This is a genomic window from Rhodococcus xishaensis (assembly GCF_004011825.1).
GTDB classification, from domain to species: domain Bacteria; phylum Actinomycetota; class Actinomycetes; order Mycobacteriales; family Mycobacteriaceae; genus Prescottella; species Prescottella xishaensis.
In genome coordinates this window covers 455867-474987 of the sequence record NZ_RKLO01000002.1, presented here as the reverse complement: position 1 = coordinate 474987, position 19121 = coordinate 455867, and the positions used below count along the sequence as shown (strand labels likewise).

Below are 19121 nucleotides of genomic sequence, written 5' to 3'. Positions count from 1 at the left end.
CCTCGCGATCAGCTGTGCAGCAAGAAGTGTTCCATCACACGGGTTCCGAAGTGCAATGAGTCCACCGGCACCCGTTCGTCGACGCCGTGGAACAGTGCGGCGAAGTCCAGCTCTGGGGGCAACTGCAGCGGGGCGAACCCGAAGCAGCGAATCCCCAACCGTGCGAAAGCTTTTGCATCCGTTCCCCCGGAGAGCATGTATGGCGCTGTGCGCCCGTTCGGATCGTGCGCGAGAACGGCCGCGTTCATCGCGTCCACCAGAGCACCGTCGAACGTCGTCTCGTAGGAGTCGAGCTTGGTGATCCATTCACGGGTCACGTGCGGGCCGATCAACTCGTCCACTTCGCGTTCGAAGGCTGCCTGACGGCCCGGCAGCACCCGGCAGTCGACGACCGCCTCGGCGCTCTGCGGGACGACGTTCGCCTTGTAGCCGGCGCGCAACATCGTCGGATTCGCGGTGTCCCGGAGGGTCGCACCGACGATTCGTGCAATCGAGCCCAGCTTGGCGAGCGCGCCGTCGATGTCCGGAGAGTCCGGATCGAACTCGACCCCGGCCTCCTGTGCAAGCACCGTCAGGAACTCGGCCACGGAGTCCGATAACACCAGCGGGAACGTGTGGTTTCCGAGGCGCGAGACCGCGTCGGCGAGCATGGTAACGGCGTTCTCGTCGTGCAGGAACGAGCCGTGGCCCGCGGCGGCCTTCGCGGTCAGCCGCATCCAGCCGAGACTCTTCTCCGCCGTCTCGACGAGGTAGAGACGTTTTTCGGTGCCATCCGCTCGCGAGATGGTCAGGGAGAACCCACCGACTTCCCCGACGGCGTCGGTGACGCCGTCGAACAGGTCCGGACGGTGGTCGACCAGCCACTGACAGCCGTACTTGCCCCCGGCCTCCTCGTCCGCGACGAAGGCGAACAAGATGTCACGTGGCGGTACTGTGCCCTCGATCTTGAACTGGCGCGCGAGCGCCAGCATCATCCCGCACATGTCCTTCATGTCCACGGCGCCACGTCCCCACACGTAGCCTTCCTCGACCGCACCGGAGAAGGGATGCACGCTCCAGTCGGAGGGTTCGGCCGGAACGACGTCGAGATGTCCGTGCACCATCAGCGTCCCGCGTGCCGGGTCCGCACCTCGAAGCCGCGCAAAGACGTTGCCCCGGCCGGGCGCCCCGGACTCTACGTACTCGGTCTCGTACCCGACCTCGTCGAGCTTGTCCTTCACCCAGAGGGCGCACTCCCGCTCCCCCTTTGTGGTCTCGAGTTCACCGGTGTTCGAGGTGTCGAACCGGATGAGTGCGCTGACGAGGTCGACGACCTCGGATTCGGCGCGACCAACTGCCACAGAATCTTCGATTGGTGCCACATCACTTTCCTACCACCGTCACGCGCTGCGCTTGTGATGCGACATTCCCATATACATCCGCATACACATCGCACAGAAATATCATCTGACCAGGCGATTAGGGACACGGGTCAATATCGGATAATCTTTCCTGGCACCGCGGAGAGCGGGCGAAACTACAGACAACCGAATATCTCGCGAAGACGCGAGCAACGAACGAGTCCGAGTGGCGGAATGGCAGACGCGCTAGCTTGAGGTGCTAGTGTCCTATTAACGGACGTGGGGGTTCAAGTCCCCCCTCGGACACTCTGAGTTGAGACAGACGACAGATCCCCCGGCTCCACGAGCCGGGGGATCTGTCGTCTTGCATTTCGGGCCGCGCGTTCAGTCCTGCATCGCCTCCGTCCCCAGCCCGGCGCGGTCCGCCTTCGAAAGTTCCCGCACCGCAAGATCCTTCGCACATGCGAGCAGTGATCCGATGGCGCTCACCCGGGGAAAGGTGAGTTCGGTGTGGTTGACGTTGTCGTGGTCGTCGGCGCCGTCGAAGACAACGGTCGAACCGCGCTGTAGCCAACGCTTCACATCGGTGACCGTCGGCAACTGGCCCTTCGTCCGCAGGTAGAACGACTGCAGCAACGCGACGACTCCGAGCACCACCGGCGTCGCCTGGCTGGCGCCGTACTGGATCGACTCCGCGGTGTCGTTGAGGATTCCGGACGACGTGATCGGGGCGCCGGGGGCGAACGTGTCGGTTGCGCTCGGACCACCCACGGTCCGGTGCAACCGTTGCGTGAACGGCGTCAGCCGATCCGAGTTCGATTCGAATGCCTTCGCGCCGTAGCGATACCGGAAACTGCCCTCGTCTGCGTCGTACACGGCACCGACACTGACCGTCTGCCGGAAGACCGCCGGATAGCACATGCCCTGCATGCCCCCGTGCGCGTAGTAATCGTTGCCCGCGGCGACACAACAGCACACGCCCTCGTCGGTGAGTTCTTGCAGCAGCGCTCCGATCATGTCGCCGGGCATGTCGGTATCCGTCGTGCGGTTGTCGGCAGCGCCCGTCGCCAGGCACAGAGCCGAGATCCCCAGCGTTGCCCGCCGATCGAGCACCCAATCCAGCGCATCGCGGATGTCGGCGAAGCGACCGGTGCCGTCGTTGGCGAGCACCTTCACCGGGACGATCCTCGCACTGGGGGCGACGCCGGTGTGGATCCTTCCCGCGACGGCGATCCCCGCCACGCTGGTCCCGTGTCCATGACCGTCGGCGACCTCCTCGGGATCGCCGCCGTAGTCGGCGGTGAAGTTGCGGCCCGGCATTATCCGGCCCGCGAAGTCGACGTGGGTGGTCCGCAGTCCGGTGTCGAGCACCGCCACCGTCACCCCTGATCCCGAGACGTTGAAGTCACGCCGTGCCTCCGGCGCCCGCACGAGCAGATCGACCTCGGTCAGTTCGGGAAGGAAGGGTCCCTCCTTCTGCAAGGGAGGTTCGACCGGCACCACCGTTTCCGCATGCAACATTTCGAAAGTTCCGACGGCACTCCCTGTTGGGCCTCCGCCTGCATCGTCCACCCCGGATTGGCCGGACGACCCCTTCGACTCGTTCATTGTCATCACCCTCCTCGAGGGTTGTCGCTCGAGCGGGGGACTGCCCTCGGGGGGCAATCCCCCTGATACTTCAAATGGTCCTCCCGCGTCGGCGCCGTGTCACCCGTGCAGCGCCCCGAAGTCCCGGTTCACTCAGTCGGTAGACTCAGGCGTCGGCCCGCTCCGGGTCAGGTACCCGCACGAGATCAGGACTGAGTTACCCACCGATGGCACAACCGATGACGGGTATCGACCCCACCGACCTGGAGACCTGCCTACGGGTGCTGGCGGAGGCATCCCGACTTGACGCCGATCACCCGGATTCCGTTGTCGTGCAACGCGCGGTCGGCAACATGTTCAAGAAACTCAAGCAGCTGCGGCGCAAGGAGGCCCGCGACGCGATCTCTGTGGCAGACCGCGCCGTCGTCGCCGCCACCGCGACCGGCTCGCCCGACCGGATCGACGACGAGACCGCCGGAATCCCGCTGAAGTCCACCGCCGCCGGCGCGACCGCGGGCACCCTCATCCGTCCACGCCCGTGCTACATCTGCAAACAGCGCTACACCCAGGTCGACGCGTTCTACCACCAGCTGTGCCCGGATTGCGCCGCGCGCAGCCACGCCAAACGGGATCAACGCACGGATCTGACCGGGCGTCGGGCGTTGCTGACGGGCGGGCGCGCCAAGATCGGCATGTACATCGCGTTGCGCCTGCTGCGCGACGGCACGCACCTGACGATCACCACGCGCTTCCCCAACGATGCCGTCAGACGGTTCAAGGCCATGGAGGACAGCGCCGACTGGATCGACCGGCTCCGTGTCGTCGGCATCGACCTCCGTGATCCCGCGCAAGTGGTGGCTCTGGCCGATTCCGTTGCCGCGCAGGGACCGCTCGACATTCTGATCAACAACGCAGCGCAGACCGTCCGCCGCTCAGCCGGGGCATACAGCGCCCTGGTCGACGCCGAGTCCGGCCCCCTGCCCGCCGGTGCGCTGCCCGAGGTCGTGACGTTCGGCAAGACCAGCGAGGCACATCCGGCGGCCCTGGCCGGCTCGCTCTCGACCGCTTCACTGGCGGCATCGGCGAGCCTGTCGGCCGACGAGGTCAGCTCGCTCGCGCTCGTGGCGGGGTCGGCGACGCCGGCACGCATCGAGCGGGGTGTCGCGATCGACGCGGGCGGTCTGCTGCCCGATCTCGAGCACACCAACAGCTGGGTGCAGACCGTCGAAGAGGTCGATCCGATCGAGTTGCTCGAGGTGCAGCTCTGCAACTCGGTGGCCCCGTTCATCCTCGTCTCCCGCCTGCGGGCGTCCATGGCTGCAGCCGCGGCCCGGCGGAAGTATGTGGTCAACGTCTCGGCGATGGAGGGCCAGTTCGGCCGCGCCTACAAGGGCCCCGGCCATCCGCACACCAACATGGCGAAGGCCGCGCTGAACATGCTCACTCGCACCAGCGCCAAGGACATGCTGGCCGACCGGATCCTCATGACCGCAGTGGACACGGGCTGGATCACCGACGAGCGCCCGCACTACACAAAGCTGCGACTGGCTGAGGAGGGCTTCCACGCCCCACTCGACCTCGTCGACGGCGCCGCTCGCGTGTACGACCCGATCGTGCAGGGCGAGCGGGGCGTCGACCTGTACGGATGCTTCCTGAAGGACTACGAGCCCTCTCCCTGGTGACGATCTGCCCCCTGGTGACGATCTACGCAGCGAAGAGAGACGCGTGGCACACCCGGATTCAGCTCCGGACCGGGAATACTGGACGCACCCACCCGACACCAATTTCTCCCGGGAGGTTCCATGGCCATCGCCGTTGCGTTCAGCGACACGCCCGAGGGCCGTTGGGCGGTGGTGCACGCCGCCCGGGAGGCGATGCGTCGGCGCGAGCAACTCCTCGTGCTGCACATCGTCGACGACGCATCAACGCCCTCGCAGGTCGACGCGGCGCGAACCACTGTGCAGTGCGTACTCAACGAGGGCGGGGTGGGCGAATCCCCGTGGGAACTGCGGACCTCCGAGCACAGTGGTGACCCGGTCGGGGCACTCGTCGATCTGATTGCCGACAGCGGCGCCGGCTTGTTCGTCGCGGGCGGCCGTCGGATGACGCCGATCGGCAAGTTCCTCCTCGAGCGGTCTCTCCAACGTCTGCTGCTCGAGGTCGACGTGCCGGTACTGGTGGTCAAACAACCGCAGTAACCTGGTATTGGATGAGGTCACATCCCCGCGGTGGGAGGTGTCGGGGTGCTGTATCGGATGTTGGCGGACGCAACAGTGATCGTCCACTTGGCCTTCCTCGGCTATGTCGTGGTGGGAGGGTTCCTCGCGTGGCGCTGGAGGCGCACCATCTGGCTGCACGTCATCGCCGTCACCTGGGGCTTCAGTACCGTCCTGTTCGGCTTCGACTGCCCCCTTACCCACCTCGAGAACTGGGCCCGGGATCGGGGCGGAGAGGCGCTGCTGCCGTCGAGCGGTTTCATCGACCACTACCTGACCGGCGTGGTGTATCCCGAGAATGCGGTCGATCTCGTGCGCACGCTCGTGGCGGTGGCCGTGCTCGTGTCGTGGGCCGGGTTTGTCCGTCCGTGGCTTCGCCGTCGGCGCCACGCCGCGGTTTGACCTCCCTTCCCGATGTCGCCGTTCCCCCATGTCGCTCGGGGGCCTACTCTCGAGTAACGTTGAGCCATGAACTCACGCTCACGCGATCTTGACGTTGTCGTCTACGGAGCCACTGGTTTCGTCGGCCGCCTCACAGCCGAGTACCTTGCGCAGCACGCGCCGGAGGGTACTCGTATCGGTCTCGCCGGACGATCCGTCGAGCGCCTCGAACAGGTCCGCGCCGAACTCGGGCCGGAAGCTGCGGACTGGCCGCTGCTGCGCGCCGATGCGACGGACGAGTCCTCGCTTCGGGACCTCGCGGCCGCCGCTCATGTCATCGCGACCACCGTCGGGCCGTATGCGAAGTACGGACTCCCCCTCGTGCGCGCATGCGCCGAAGCCGGAACCGACTACGTCGATCTCACCGGCGAGGTGCTCTTCGCCAGGGAGAGCATCGACCGCTTCCACGACACTGCCCGGTCCACCGGCGCGCGCATCGTGCATTCGTGCGGGTTCGATTCCATTCCGTCCGATCTCGGTGTCCACGTGCTGAATCGGCAGGTCCAGGCCGACGGAGAGGGCAGTCTGACCGACACGACGCTGGTCGTCAAGATGCGTGGCGGAGTCAGCGGAGGCACGATCGACTCGATGCGCACGCAACTGGACGTGGTCAAGCACGACGCGAAGTTGCGGCGCCTAGCGGCATCGCCGTACTCGCTGAGCCCCGATCGTTCAGCCGAGCCCGACCTCGGCAGGCAGCCCGACGTGTCGATGATGGTCCGCGGCTCGGACATCGCGCCGGAACTGCGCGGGTGGAAGGCCCCGTTCGTGATGGCTCCGTTCAACACCCGTGTCGTCCGCCGCAGCAACGCGCTCAGCGGGTGGGGGTACGGGCGCGAGTTCCGGTATCGGGAGGTGATGAGCGTCGGATCATCGTTCGCGTCTCCCGCGATCTCCGTCGGGGTCGGGGCCGTCCTCGGGGGTCTCATGGCTGGGTTGTCGTTCCCGCCCACACGGTGGCTGCTCGACCGTGTGCTGCCCAAGCCGGGCGAGGGGCCGAGCGAGAAGAGCCGCCAGCAGGGGTACTTCACCACCGATGCGTACACCCGCACGACGTCCGGGGCGCGCTACATGTCCCGGGTCTCCGCCCAGGGCGATCCCGGCTATGCCGCGACCGCGGTGATGCTCGGCGAGTCCGCACTTTCGCTGGCGTTGCAGCACGACGATCTTCCGGAGTCGCCCGGTGGCGTCTTGACCCCGGCGACCGCGCTGGGTGACGTGCTCGTCGACCGCCTCCGGGCCGCTGGATTCACCATCGAGGTGCGACGTATGTGAGCCGGGCCGGCTCGGCTCCTGACACGCGAACTGCCTCGCTGTCGCTGTGATCGACTTCGAGGGCTACCTGTCGTCGTGTCTGCCGACCGACGAGCTGGCGTGGACCGCGGTGAGAACGTTCCGGGCAGCGGTGGACCGATTGCGCCGTGCCGCCGGGCTCCCATCCGCCGGCCGGCCGATCCGGCCGGAGCGGATCGCGGCCGCGTTCAGCGGCGAGAGGATGTTCCGCTGGAACGGCGCCCAGGTCGACGCGTTTGCCGAGTTGTCCGGGTTTTTCTCGACTGCTGATGGCTGGGTGCGCATCCACGCCAACTACCAGCATCACCGACGTCGGATCCTGGGCGCTGTCGGGCTGCCCCAGGACACCGATCGCGAACGGTTCGCCGCGCAACTCGCGCGGATGTCGGCCTCGGACGTCGAGGACCGTGCGGTAAGTGTGGGCGCGATCGCGACCCGCGTCCGCACCGAGAGTGACTGGGCCGCCTCGGTGCCCGGCGTTGCCGCCGCATCCGGCGACCTTGTCAGCGTGCAGGTCCGGTCCGATCACGGACGGCTGCGGATGCCCACCGGCGACGCCCTGCTCGCGGGTGTGCGGGTGCTGGACCTGACCCGGGTCGTGGCCGGTCCGGTCGCGTCGCGTTCGCTGGCCCTGTTGGGCGCCGACGTCCTGCGAATCGATCCGCCGCAGATGCCGGAGATCGAATGGCAGCACCGCGAAAGCGGGCAGGGTAAGAGGTCCGCTCGGATCGATCTGCGGGCCGCCGTGGGGCTCACGCAGTTCCGGACCCTGCTCGGCGATGCCGACATCCTTGTGACGGGGTACCGGCCTGGCGCGCTCGAATCCCTGGTCGGGGCACCCGGATCGGTCAAACCTGGCCTGATCCACGGGCGGGTCAGCGCGTGGGGCGAGTCGGGGCCCTGGGCCGGCCGGCGTGGGTTCGACAGCATCGTCCAGGCCGCGTCAGGCATCGCGATGATCGAGGGCGCTGACGGGAAGCCGGGCGCGCTGCCGGCTCAGGCGCTCGACCATGCCTCGGGTTACCTACTGGCGTCCGGTGTGATCGATGCTCTCATCGATGCCCGTGGTGACGGGGCGGGCCGCGACGTCAGTGTCTCCCTGGCACGGACCGCGGCGTGGCTACTCGGGCGCCCGAACCGCCGGAGGTCCGCTCGGCCGGCGCGCCTCCCGGGGGCGGATACCGCTGTCACCCACGGCGGGATCACCACGGCCCGACCAGCCCTCGCGGAGTTCGACGACTATCCGTTCCCCGCCCGCGCCTGGGGTTCCGACCCGCCGCGGTGGTGATCGCACGATCGCGCCGCATCCTCCATCATGGAATCGTGTCCGAACACCCCACCGCCCATGACAAGTGCCAGATCGCACGCTCGGGAAATCACCCTGAACCCCACCGCACACACGCCTGGATGGGCCGCGGTCCCCGGTGAGCGCGCGGACATCGCTGATCGTCGACGTCGACACCGGCATCGACGATTCGCTCGCCCTGCTCTACCTCCTCGCCCGAGACGACGCCGAGATCGTGGCGGTCCTGTCGACGGCCGGCAACGTCCCGACCTCCCAGGTCGCGCAGAACAACCTGGCATGGCTCGAACTGTGCGGTCGAACCGACATCGAGGTGGCGGTGGGCGCCGCCGGGCCGCTGTCCACGCCACTGCGCACCACCGAGGACACGCACGGACCGCAGGGCATCGGGTACGCGATCCTCCCGGCGCCGACGCATCGCCCGTCCGACCGGACCGCGACACAGGCATGGATCGACCTCACCAGGGAACGTCCCGGGGAGTTGGTGGGGCTGGTCACCGGCCCCCTCACCAACCTCGCGCTTGCAGTCCGCGCCGACCCCGCCCTCCCCGCACGACTCCGGCGCCTTGTCATCATGGGTGGCGCCTTTCATCATCCCGGCAACACGACTCCCGTTGCGGAATGGAACATCTCGGTCGATCCCGAGGCGGCCGCCGAGGTTTTCGCGGCGTTCTCCGAGGTTCCCGCGGACCGCACCCCAATCGTGTGCGGACTCGACGTGACCGAGCGGATCGTCTTGCGCCCCGAACACCTACGACGGATTGCCGAACTCTCCGGCAGCACACCCGTTGAGACCATCCGCACCGAAGACGCCCCGTCGACGCGATCCGCGACGTCGAATCCCGTTGTGCGCCATCTGTCCGACGCTGTGCGCTTCTACTTCGAGTTCCACCGCGACCACGGGCAGGGGTTCATCGCCCACATGCACGACCCGTTCGTGGCCGCGGTCGCGCTCGATCCCGACGTCGCCCAGTACCGCAGCGCCACTGTTGACGTCGAAACGGAAGGGCGGATCACGCGCGGCCAAACCGTCGCGGACTGGTTCGGGCTGTGGGGCAGACCGCCGAACGCGCGGGTGGCGTTGGACACCGATCCCGATGCGTTTCTCGACGACCTCGTCGACCGGGTGGCGACCTTCGCGCGGACCGTGGACCGAGCGGTGAAGGGATCCGGCCCCGAGGCGTAGACGATCCCCTTCCTCGAGCCTCCTTGCGGCAAACTGCTATTCGGTCCTGTCGAACGCGTCGAGGATACGATGCGCTGCGAGCGCAGCGGTGAGCGAGCCCTCGCGCACCTGGGCCTCGATCTCGCCCCGGATCCTTCTGACCCGTTCGTTCGATTCGAGTCGTCGCAGCAGCTGGTCGCGCACCATCGTCCACGTCCAGTCGACCTGCTGGCGCCGCCGGTTCTCCTCGAACTGCCCTGCCTCGGTGAGGGTGTCGCGATGCCTCAGGACGGTGCGCCAGAACTCGTCGAGCCCGGTGCCCTCGAGACCGCTCATGGTGATCACCGGCGGCTTCCAGATCGCATCGTGTGGATGGATCAGCCGCATCGCACCCGCGAGCTCGCGGGCCGCGGCCTTCGCCTCCACCTGATGCTTTCCGTCGGCCTTGTTGACCGCAACCACGTCGGCGAGCTCGAGCACGCCCTTCTTGATGCCCTGCAACTGATCACCGGTGCGGGCGATCGTCAAGAAGCAGAAGCAGTCGACCATGTTCGCGACGGTCACCTCGGACTGCCCCACGCCGACCGTCTCGACCAGGATCACGTCGAACCCGGCGGCCTCCAGCAGCACGATCGTCTCTCGCGTCGCCTTCGCGACGCCCCCGAGAGTGCCCGCCGTCGGGGACGGCCGGATGTAGGCGCTCTTCTCGACCGCAAGCCTCGCCATGCGCGTCTTGTCGCCGAGGATCGACCCGCCGGTGCGGGTGGACGACGGGTCGACCGCGAGGACCGCGACGCGGTGTCCCTTCCCGATCAGATACATGCCGAGCGCGTCGATGAAGGTCGACTTTCCGACGCCCGGGACCCCGGTGATCCCGACCCGGAGCGCTCCCCCGGCGTCCGGGAGCAGGTTCAGCAGCAGCTGCTGGGCCTGCTCTCGGTGATCGGCACGGGTCGACTCGACCAGGGTGATCGCCCTCGCCAACCCGGCGCGCTCGTTGTTGCGCACCGCCGCAGCCAGAGTCTTGACGTCGACAGGTGGCCTCCCCATGCCGTTAGAGGTCGTGACCCAGTTGGCCGGCCAGCTTCTCGAGCAGCCCTGCGGCTGCGTCCGCGATGACCGTGCCTGGCGGGAAGATCGCCGCTGCGCCGGCCTCGTACAGCTCGTCGAAGTCCCCCGGTGGGATGACGCCGCCGACGACGATCATGATGTCCGGGCGACCGACCGCGGCCAGTGCCTCCCGCAGCGCGGGCACCAGGGTGAGGTGACCCGCCGCCAACGACGACACGCCCACGACGTGGACATCGTTGTCTGCCGCCTGCGCGGCGACCTCTTCGGGGGTCTGGAACAGCGGTCCCACGTCGACGTCGAAGCCGAGGTCGGCGAAGGCCGTGGAGATCACCTTCTGTCCTCGGTCGTGACCGTCCTGGCCCATCTTCGCGACGAGGATACGAGGACGGCGGCCCTCCAGTTCGGCGAACCTCTCGACGAGTTCGGTTGCTCTGGAAATGTTGCTCACCTTTCCGGCCTCGTCCCGGTACACACCGCTGATGGTCCGGATCTCGGCCTGGTGGCGCCCGTAGACCTTTTCGAGCGCATCGGAGATCTCACCGACGGTCGCCTTGGCGCGGGCGGCGTCGATCGCGAGGGCCAACAGGTTGTTCTCCATGCCGCCTTCGTTCGACGCGGCTGCCCGGGTGAGCTCGGCGAGCGCGGCCTGCGTGGCGGACTCGTCGCGCTCGGCGCGCAACTGCTCGAGCTTGGCGATCTGCTCGGCGCGCACCTTCGAGTTCTCGACCTTGAGGACCTCGATCTCGTGGTCCTCGTCGATCTGATACTTGTTGACGCCGATGACAGGCTGACGACCCGAGTCGATACGTGCCTGCGTGCGGGCCGCGGCCTCCTCGATGCGGAGTTTCGGGATCCCTTCGCCGATCGCCTGCGCCATGCCGCCGGCCTCCTCAACCTCGGCGATGTGCTTGCGGGCCCGATTCGCGAGCTCGTGGGTGAGCCACTCGACGTAGTACGACCCGCCCCACGGGTCGATCGGCCGGACCGTGTTCGACTCCTGCTGGATCAGCAGCTGCGTGTTGCGGGCGATGCGGGCGGAGAAGTCGGTCGGCAGCGCCAGCGCCTCGTCGAGCGCGTTGGTGTGCAGCGACTGGGTGTGGCCCTGCGTCGCGGCCATAGCCTCGATACAGGTCCGCGCCACGTTGTTGAACACGTCCTGGGCGGTCAACGACCAACCCGACGTCTGTGAGTGGGTGCGCAGCGACTTGGACTTGGCCAACTTCGGGGAGAACTTGTCGACGAGTTCGGCCCACAGCAGCCGGCCGGCCCGCAGCTTGGCCACCTCCATGTAGAAGTTCATGCCGATCGCCCAGAAGAACGACAGCCGTGGCGCGAACTTGTCGATGTCCATGCCCGCGTCGAGACCCGCACGGATGTACTCGATGCCGTCGGCGAGGGTGTACGCCAGCTCCAGATCGGCTGTCGCGCCGGCTTCCTGGATGTGGTAGCCGGAGATCGAGATCGAGTTGAACCGCGGCATCTTCGCGCTCGTGTAGCCGAAGATGTCGGAGATGATCCGCATCGACGGCTTCGGCGGGTAGATGTACGTGTTGCGGACCATGAACTCTTTCAGAATGTCGTTCTGAATGGTTCCGGCCAGCTGCTCGGGGGCCACACCCTGTTCCTCGGCCGCCACGACGTACAGCGCGAGGATCGGAAGCACAGCGCCATTCATCGTCATCGACACCGACACCTGCGACAGGTCGATCCCGTCGAACAGCTGTCGCATGTCCAGGATCGAGTCGATCGCGACACCGGCCATGCCGACGTCACCCTGCACCCGGGGATGGTCGGAGTCGTAGCCTCGGTGCGTCGCGAGGTCGAACGCGACCGACAGACCCTTCTGACCAGCTGCGAGGTTGCGGCGGTAGAAAGCGTTCGACTCCGCGGCGGTCGAGAAGCCCGCGTACTGACGGATGGTCCACGGCTGGTTGACGTACATCGTCGGGTACGGGCCGCGCAGGAACGGCTCGATCCCAGGGAAGCTGCCGAGCGGGTACCCATCAGCCTCGACCGCATCCCGGTTGGCCTTGGTGTACACCGGGCGCACGTCGATGCCCTCGGGCGTCGACCACACCACCTGATCGGTGGTGTAGTTGTTCGCCGTGGCGACGTTCTCGACGAGCGCATCGGTCTGCTCCGCGGTGGGGGCAGCCGGCTGAGGGAACTCCGGGTCCGTCAACGCGACGTCGGCAAAGCTGCCGATGAGGTGCTCGACCTCGTTCGTTGTCACTTGATGCTCCCAGCTTCGATTGCATCGAACAGTTCGGTCAGCGCTGCGACTGCATCGATGCGGGCGGTCAGGAATGCGTCGGGACGCCCGTCGGCGGGGCCGCCCTCGATATCTTTGAAGGTCTTCTCGGGGCCGGCCAGCAGCACCCGATCGATACCGGCGTCACGGAGCGCGGCGACGGCCACGGCACCCTGCTCGCCGTAGCGCTTGTCGGTGCCGCACAGCACCGCGATCCTCGCGTCCGACTCCTCGACGGCCTTGGCGATGCTGCCTGCGGTCGGATCGAGCGGACCCGGGTTGACCGCTTCGATGCCGCCGGAGGCGAGCAGGTTGGCCGCAAAGGTCGACCGCACGTTGTGCTCGGCGACCGGCCCGAGCGGCGCCAGGAGTACCTGCGGCCGAGCGCCGTTCGCGGCGAGGAAGGCATCCGAGCGATCGCGCAGTGCCTCGAACGCGGCGGCGTAGCGGGCGACGGTGGCACCGGTCTCCGCGGCGTCGGCGGGCAGTGGGTCCTCACCGAGGTTCGGGAACTCGTTGACACCTGTGACAGCCGTTCGGCGGTGCGCGATGTCAGAGTCGCGGGTGGCCTTCGTCGCGGCGATCCGGTCGGCGACGACGCCGGCCGCGAGCGCGGCACGATAGCCGCCGACAGCCTCGATCTGCTGGAAGAACTCCCACGCCTTCTCGGCGACCTGCGCTGTCAACTGCTCGACGTACCACGAACCAGCACCCGGATCGAGGACGCGACCGAGGTGCGCCTCCTCGAGCAGCAGCAGCTGGGTGTTGCGGGCGATCCTCTCGGAGAACGACTTCGAGACGCCGGCAGCACCCGCGGGCAGCGCGACATCGAACGGCAGGACTGTCACCGAGTCGGCGCCGCCGACGCCGGCACCGAATGCGGCGAGGGTCGTGCGGAGCATGTTCACCCACGGATCACGCTGCGACATCATCGCGGCCGAGGTGACTGCGTGCTGGACGCCACCGCCGAACTCGGCGGCGCCGCACACTTGCGCCACACGCGCCCAGACCTGGCGTCCGGCACGGAACTTCGCGATGGTCTGGAACTGGTCGTCGGTAGCGGCGAACCGGAACTCGATCTGGCCCAGCGCTGCCGAAATCGCCAAGCCCTGCCCGGTGAGCGCCCGGAGGTAGTCGACACCGGCCGCGATCGACGCGCCGAGTTCCTCGGCGTCGCTGGCACCGGCATTGTGGAATGTGGTGCCGTCCACCGTGATCGCACGCACGGCTTCCGCGCGGGATGCGGCGGTGTCCGCGAGAGCGGGGGCCTCGTCGAACTCGACACCGGCCGCACCTGAGAACGCATCGGTGAGCGGGGACGCTCCGAGCCCGACCCGGATCCGGGTCCGGTCGGTGCCCCCGCCGCTCGCGGCACGCTTGTCGAGGAGTGCGTAGAGTTGCTGGGTCGCGGCGACGGTCTCCGCACCGGCCTCGAGGGTCAGCGGCGCCAGATCCAGCAACACGCCGTCGAGCAGGGCATCGAGTGAGGCGACGGGTAGGTGCTTGCCGCCGATCGACAGCGACACGGCGCTCACGCCGTTCTCGAGTCCGTCGAGGATCGCGCGATTGACTTCGTTGGCGTCCTGTCCCTCCTGGCCGAAACGCGCGCTGACGAGCCAACCGGAGTTGACGTCACGGGCGCCGTCTGCCCCACGGACGAAGGGGAACTGGCCCGGCAGTGGGGCCTCGGGAAGCTCGTCCCGCCTGGTGTACAGCGGCGAGACGGTGACGCGGTCGTACGTGGTCGTCTCGAGAAGCTTCTGCGGTTCCGGGCCCAGCTCGGCAGCGTCCACGCGGCGGGACTTGGCGAGCACGCCGGCCACAGCCTGCTGCCATTCCGTGTAGGCGCGCGCGGCGTCCTCGGCCTCTGAAGCTGGTGACACTGGGCGGCTCCCTCTCACTCTCCTGGCGTTCACCATCGCGAACGGACTTCCAATCGGGTAAACAAATGGGACGATTGCGATCCTATGATCTGTGATGCTAACCGCATCCCCCGCAACGCGGGCGTCAGGCCACCCCCCGGTTCGCTAGCCTCCATTCATGAGCATTGCGAACGTGCTGGAAGAAGGTGAGCCGATCACCCCTCAACGGCTGTTCCGAATGCGCCCACCTGAGCGACTCGACGGCTTCAACCGCCTCACCATGGATATCGACGGACTCGATCCGCACGCCTCAGCTCAGTCCGCCTCGTTGGGCGTCCTCGCCGACGACATCCTCGGTTTCACACTGTGGGACCGCCGTGGCGAACGAGCCGGCCTGGTCACGACCGACCTGTCGCTCGACTTCGTCACGTCAGCCGGGTGGATCGGCCCGGAGTTGCACGCCGAGGGTCGCGTCGTCTCCGTCGCGCGGGACGGCGGCGTCAGCAGCACTGCAATTCACGACAGCACCGGCAATCTCATCGCCACCGGAACCGCGTGGGGCAACTTCGTCGACACCGGTCCCGACCGGGGCGCCGGCGCCGTGCGCCCGATTGCGCCCGCTGGTTCGATCCCCCAGGCGTCGGTCTCGCCGCTCGCGCGGATCGGCGGACTGTTCACGGAGGGGGACGGCACTCGGCTCGTCGTGCCTCGGAATCCTGCGCTGGCGAACAAGCTAGGGGTGATGCACGGCGGTATCCAGGCGTGCGCTATCGACCTGGCCGGCAACGCTGCCGTCAGCTCACCGGATGCTCCGATGCGTACCGCCTCGATGCGCATCAACTATTTCCGGCCCACACCCATCGACGGGGACGTCGAGTTCACCGCCGAGATCGTTCATTCGGGCCGGTCCATGGCGGTCGCGCGCGTCACGAGCACCGGGGCGGACGGCCGGGTCTGCGCATACGCCACGGTGACGTGCCGACGGCCGAGCTTGCCGGTCGAAACGCCCGACTGAGACTGACCCGTCTCGGCTGGCCGCGCCATTCGCTTCCGGCGTATCGTGATCGCTTGTGATTGCGCGACTGAGGGATCCCCGAGTTCTCGGAGCTCTCATCGGGCTGGGCGCGTTGTTCGTGGCGGCGGCGATGGTGCCGCGTCCGTCGATCGAAGAGATTCGAACGTGGGCCGACGCGGTGGGCCCGGCCTTCCCTCTCGTGTTCCTCGTCGTGCACGTGGTGCTGACGGTGGCGCCGATCCCCCGCACGATCTTCACCGTCAGCGCGGGCGTGCTGTTCGGTGCCGCCACCGGTATCACCGTCTCCGTCGCCGCGACGACGATCAGCGCGGTGCTCGCCCTGTTACTGGTTCGTGCGATCGGACGTGATGCGTTCGCTGCCCGCCTGACCCACCCCACCGCCCGGGCGGTGGACGATCGACTCGCGCGCCGCGGCTGGCTCGCGGTCGGATCCCTCAGGCTGATCGCCCCGATCCCGTTCGCGGTCGTCAACTACTGCTCTGGTGTGTCGTCTGTCCGCACACTGCCCTACACGCTGGCCACGGTCGTCGGCATCCTTCCCGGCACGATCGGTGTCGTCCTCCTCGCAGATGCACTGACCGGTCAGACCGATCCAGCACTCCTCGTCATCTCGGCAATTTGCATCTCGATCGGTCTCCTGGGCCTCGTCTTCGACGCCCGTACACCGGTCAAGGGCTGAAACCGAACCCGACGTAGTAAAGCTCTAAGGCTTGATATTTACAAGTCAAGGCCTTAGCCTTTCTCCATGTTCGTCCTGACTGTGGACCAGCGCGACAGCCGAAACGACGTCGACCGAGTTGCACCCCTCCTTGCCGACCTCGCGGACCGAGCACTTCTACGTCCGTTCGAACGAACCGCGGGAGACGAGGTACAAGCCGTCGCCGATGATCCGGCGGCCGTCGTCGACGTCGCTCTCGACCTGGTCCGTCGCGGCCACTGGAGCATCGGCATCGGCATCGGGGAGGTCGAGCAGCCACTGCCCGATCAGACGCGCGCCGGCCGAGGTCCCGCGTTCGAAGCCGCGCGAGCAGCCGTGGACCGCGCGAAGAAGGCGCCCGGCGCGGTGGCCGTCGAGGCGCCGAACGCGGACACGGCACTGGACGCCGATACCGCCCTGACGCTCATCGCGCTCGTGATCGCCCGACGGTCCCCGCAGGGACAGGCTGCGGTGGATCTGATGGAGCGCGGACTCACCCAGTCCGAGGCAGCCACCGAACTCGGCATAAGCAAGCAGGCAGTCTCGCAACGCCTCGCGGCCGCGGGGTGGCACGCCGACGGCCCAGGCAGGCGCCTGGCCACACGACTACTCGAAAGGGCCGATCGATGACCGCGCTCAGTCTGATACTCGTCGCGATCGCCGCGCTGGTCGGGACAGCCGCCGGGCGGCTGGGGATCGGCCCCGGCAGGCGTGGGATCATCGTCCGGACCGCCCCGATCGTCGCCGCGGTAGGGCTCGCCGGATCGGCGATCGCGGCGAGTTCGGCGCCACCCGTGGAGGGATTCGCCCTCGCCGCGGTCTACGTGTTGACGGTGGCCGCTGCAGCCACCGGAGGAGCCCCAATGGTGCTGGCGGCCTTCCGGTTCGCGCGCCGGCAACCCGACGCCGGACAGGAACCGGATGACGGCCCGCTCAGGGGCGGCCGGGTGATCGGCCTCCTGGAGCGGACCGCCGTGGCAGTCGCGGTCCTCGCCGGATGGCCGGAAGGCATCGCCGTCGTACTCGCCGTCAAGGGTCTCGCCCGCTACCCCGAACTCCGCGAACCCCACGCGTCCGAGCAATTCATCATCGGCACCTTCACGAGTGTGCTGTGGGCGATCGCTGTGGCCGGCGTCGGTCAGGCGCTGGTCACGTAAGCGGACCCGTACGCCCGGTTCGTCCCTCGGCCCGGGACGGCACCGGCCGTCCCCGGCGGCGCCCTGGCTAAGCCTGCCCGGGTGGCAACTCCTCGCGTTGGTCACTGGCACCGAGCAGATGCTCCTGGGTCAGCGGGCTCTCGACCGGTTTGCGGGCGACCGCCTCCGCGGCGCGCACGGCCCGCTCGACCTCCGGGTCGGTCTTGGTCTCGAACCAGCTGGCGACCTCTTCGGAGTCGTCCTCAGGTCGCGGGAGGTCCTCGGGCTCAGTGCGGCTCGGCTCGTACCGGAACACACCGTCCTCACTAGGCGCGCCGAGAGTCTTCGCAAACCCCTTGAGCGCGTCACCGAAGTCGCTGGGCACGAGCCACACTTTGTTGGCGTCACCCTGCGCCATCTGCGGAAGCGTCTGAAGATACTGGTACGCAAGCAGTTCCGGGGTGGGCTTGCCCGACTTGATGGCGGCGAACACCTTCTCGATGGCCTTCGCCTGACCTTGTGCCTGCAAGTACTTGGAGGCGCGTTCACCCTGCGCGCGCAGGATCCGGGACTGGCGTTCAGCCTCGGCCGAGAGAATCGCCGCCTGCTTGGCACCCTCGGCTGCGAGGATCTGGCTCTGCTTGTCACCTTCGGCCGTCTTGATCGCCGATTCGCGATGTCCTTCGGCGTTGAGGATCATCGCCCGCTTCTCGCGGTCGGCCTTCATCTGCTTCTCCATCGACTCCTGGATCGACGGCGGCGGGTCGATGCTCTTGAGTTCGACCCGGGCGACGCGCAGACCCCAGCGGCCGGTGGCCTCGTCGAGCACGCCGCGCAGCTGACCGTTGATCGAGTCGCGCGAGGTGAGGGTCTCCTCGAGGGTCATGCCGCCGACGACATTGCGGAGCGTGGTGATGGTGAGCTGTTCGACGGCGGCGATGTAGTTGCTGATCTCGTAGACCGCTGCCTGTGGGTTGGTGACCTGGAAGTACACAACCGTGTCGATCGACAGGGTCAGGTTGTCCTGCGTGATCACCGGTTGAGGCGCGAACGAGACGACCCGCTCCCTCAGGTCCACCTTGGCCCGGATGCGGTCCACGAACGGCACCAGGAACGTCAACTGACCGGACACGGTCTTGATGTAGCGGCCCAGGCGCTCGATGACAGCCGCGTCAGCCTGCGGCACCAACGCCACCGACTTCGCGACCACTATCACGACGAGTACGACCAGTACCGCCAGAACAATGAGTGCTTCCATCTCTTCTACGGTCCCCTCCACACGACGGCAGTGGCGCCGTCTATCTCCATCACCGTGACTGTCGTCCCCGGCGAATACACCTCGGTGACATCGAGCGGACGCGCCGTCCAGATGTCGCCTTCGAGCTTGACCTGACCGCTGTGCTCGGCGACCTCCTCGAGGACCAGGGCCGTCTTACCGGTCAGGGCAGCAACGTTGGTCAGTTCGAGCGGTTGGGTGCCGAAACGCCGCAACAGCACCGGACGTACTCCAAGCACCAGCAACAACGATGCGATACCGAAGACGACCGCGTCGATCCACACGGGGAAGTCGGTCACCGCGCTGAAGCCGGCTGTCGCCAACGCCCCGCCGGCGAGCATCAGCAGGAAGAACTCCCCGACCAATGCCTCGGCAGACGCCAACAACACCCCCGCTATCAGCCAAATCAAAGCCGCCACACAACCATCTAACCAGAAACGCAGCTGG

At 67.5% G+C, this 19121-nt stretch carries 17 protein-coding genes and 1 tRNA gene; 11 read left to right on the top strand and 7 right to left on the bottom strand.

The annotated features are described in order from the left end of the window. Positions 1–8 precede the first annotated feature (8 nt). Positions 9–1361, bottom strand: coding sequence for a M20/M25/M40 family metallo-hydrolase (locus tag EGT50_RS06610; RefSeq protein WP_127951792.1), 1353 nt, complete (start codon positions 1359–1361; stop codon positions 9–11). Between the two features lie 199 nt (positions 1362–1560). Between EGT50_RS06610 and EGT50_RS06605 the strand changes: the two genes are divergently transcribed. After that, positions 1561–1646: transfer RNA gene (locus tag EGT50_RS06605), tRNA-Leu, on the top strand. A gap of 78 nt (positions 1647–1724) precedes the next feature. Here EGT50_RS06605 and EGT50_RS06600 read toward each other — a convergent pair. Then, the gene (locus tag EGT50_RS06600; protein ID WP_127951790.1) at positions 1725–2948 is read right to left on the bottom strand and encodes a S8 family serine peptidase; all 1224 of its coding nucleotides are present in this window, start codon (positions 2946–2948) and stop codon (positions 1725–1727) included. Positions 2949–3154: 206 nt separating this feature from the next. On the opposite strand from EGT50_RS06600, the gene EGT50_RS06595 reads away from it, so the two are divergent. The 6 genes from EGT50_RS06595 to EGT50_RS06570 all read left to right on the top strand — a co-directional run bounded on the left by EGT50_RS06595 (position 3155) and on the right by EGT50_RS06570 (position 9366). Beyond that, on the top strand, positions 3155–4609 hold the full coding sequence (locus tag EGT50_RS06595) for an SDR family NAD(P)-dependent oxidoreductase (protein ID WP_127951788.1): 1455 nt from the start codon (positions 3155–3157) through the stop codon (positions 4607–4609). A gap of 120 nt (positions 4610–4729) precedes the next feature. Beyond that, the gene (locus EGT50_RS06590; RefSeq protein WP_127951786.1) at positions 4730–5125 is read left to right on the top strand and encodes a universal stress protein; all 396 of its coding nucleotides are present in this window, start codon (positions 4730–4732) and stop codon (positions 5123–5125) included. 45 nt (positions 5126–5170) lie between these two features. Beyond that, a complete protein-coding gene (locus EGT50_RS06585) occupies positions 5171–5545 on the top strand; it encodes a DUF2784 domain-containing protein (protein WP_206615770.1) in 375 nt (124 codons plus the stop codon). Positions 5546–5611: 66 nt separating this feature from the next. Beyond that, the gene (locus tag EGT50_RS06580) at positions 5612–6859 is read left to right on the top strand and encodes a saccharopine dehydrogenase family protein (RefSeq protein WP_127951784.1); all 1248 of its coding nucleotides are present in this window, start codon (positions 5612–5614) and stop codon (positions 6857–6859) included. Between the two features lie 46 nt (positions 6860–6905). Then, positions 6906–8165 carry a CoA transferase gene (locus tag EGT50_RS06575; RefSeq protein WP_235870614.1) on the top strand — a complete coding sequence of 420 codons (1260 nt, stop codon included), beginning with the start codon at positions 6906–6908 and terminating at the stop codon, positions 8163–8165. A 136-nt stretch (positions 8166–8301) separates the two neighbouring features. Then, positions 8302–9366 (top strand): nucleoside hydrolase, encoded by a 1065-nt coding sequence (locus EGT50_RS06570; RefSeq protein WP_127951782.1) that lies wholly within the window; start codon positions 8302–8304, stop codon positions 9364–9366. 36 nt (positions 9367–9402) lie between these two features. Here the strand turns inward: EGT50_RS06570 and meaB are convergent, their stop codons facing one another. From meaB to mutA, 3 genes are read right to left on the bottom strand one after another with little or no spacing between them, the layout of a single operon-like run. Then, positions 9403–10395: a methylmalonyl Co-A mutase-associated GTPase MeaB gene (meaB, locus tag EGT50_RS06565; RefSeq protein ID WP_127951780.1), complete on the bottom strand. Its 993-nt coding sequence runs from the start codon at positions 10393–10395 to the stop codon at positions 9403–9405. A 4-nt stretch (positions 10396–10399) separates the two neighbouring features. Then, entirely contained in the window at positions 10400–12649 is a 2250-nt protein-coding gene (gene scpA / locus EGT50_RS06560) for a methylmalonyl-CoA mutase (protein WP_127951778.1), read from the bottom strand. Further along, positions 12646–14550, bottom strand: coding sequence for a methylmalonyl-CoA mutase small subunit (mutA, locus tag EGT50_RS06555; protein WP_127951776.1), 1905 nt, complete (start codon positions 14548–14550; stop codon positions 12646–12648). The genes scpA and mutA overlap by 4 nt, the downstream gene beginning before the upstream one ends. 157 nt (positions 14551–14707) lie before the next feature. On the opposite strand from mutA, the gene EGT50_RS06550 reads away from it, so the two are divergent. From EGT50_RS06550 to EGT50_RS06535, 4 genes are all read left to right on the top strand, one after another. Continuing rightward, entirely contained in the window at positions 14708–15544 is an 837-nt protein-coding gene (locus EGT50_RS06550; RefSeq protein ID WP_127951774.1) for a PaaI family thioesterase, read from the top strand. Between the two features lie 55 nt (positions 15545–15599). Then, positions 15600–16244, top strand: a complete 645-nt coding sequence (locus EGT50_RS06545) for a TVP38/TMEM64 family protein (protein WP_206615759.1) — start codon at positions 15600–15602, stop codon at positions 16242–16244. Positions 16245–16310: 66 nt separating this feature from the next. Continuing rightward, a complete protein-coding gene (locus tag EGT50_RS06540; RefSeq protein WP_127951772.1) occupies positions 16311–16892 on the top strand; it encodes a hypothetical protein in 582 nt (193 codons plus the stop codon). Then, entirely contained in the window at positions 16889–17419 is a 531-nt protein-coding gene (locus EGT50_RS06535) for a hypothetical protein (protein ID WP_127951770.1), read from the top strand. Before EGT50_RS06540 ends, EGT50_RS06535 begins: the two co-directional genes overlap by 4 nt. 67 nt (positions 17420–17486) lie before the next feature. Here the strand turns inward: EGT50_RS06535 and EGT50_RS06530 are convergent, their stop codons facing one another. Both EGT50_RS06530 and EGT50_RS06525 read right to left on the bottom strand, forming a co-directional pair. Continuing rightward, on the bottom strand, positions 17487–18656 hold the full coding sequence (locus EGT50_RS06530) for an SPFH domain-containing protein (RefSeq protein ID WP_127951768.1): 1170 nt from the start codon (positions 18654–18656) through the stop codon (positions 17487–17489). 5 nt (positions 18657–18661) lie between these two features. After that, entirely contained in the window at positions 18662–19093 is a 432-nt protein-coding gene (locus tag EGT50_RS06525) for an NfeD family protein (protein ID WP_127951766.1), read from the bottom strand. Positions 19094–19121 lie beyond the last annotated feature (28 nt).

Coding starts and splice junctions, on each gene's coding strand:
- EGT50_RS06600 (WP_127951790.1), bottom strand. CDS start 2,948: ATGAACGAGTCGAAGGGGTCGTCCGGCCAATCCGGGGTGGACGATGCA.
- EGT50_RS06595 (WP_127951788.1), top strand. CDS start 3,155: ATGGCACAACCGATGACGGGTATCGACCCCACCGACCTGGAGACCTGC.
- EGT50_RS06590 (WP_127951786.1), top strand. CDS start 4,730: ATGGCCATCGCCGTTGCGTTCAGCGACACGCCCGAGGGCCGTTGGGCG.
- EGT50_RS06580 (WP_127951784.1), top strand. CDS start 5,612: ATGAACTCACGCTCACGCGATCTTGACGTTGTCGTCTACGGAGCCACT.
- meaB (WP_127951780.1), bottom strand. CDS start 10,395: ATGGGGAGGCCACCTGTCGACGTCAAGACTCTGGCTGCGGCGGTGCGC.
- EGT50_RS06550 (WP_127951774.1), top strand. CDS start 14,708: ATGAGCATTGCGAACGTGCTGGAAGAAGGTGAGCCGATCACCCCTCAA.
- EGT50_RS06540 (WP_127951772.1), top strand. CDS start 16,311: ATGTTCGTCCTGACTGTGGACCAGCGCGACAGCCGAAACGACGTCGAC.
- EGT50_RS06535 (WP_127951770.1), top strand. CDS start 16,889: ATGACCGCGCTCAGTCTGATACTCGTCGCGATCGCCGCGCTGGTCGGG.
- EGT50_RS06530 (WP_127951768.1), bottom strand. CDS start 18,656: ATGGAAGCACTCATTGTTCTGGCGGTACTGGTCGTACTCGTCGTGATA.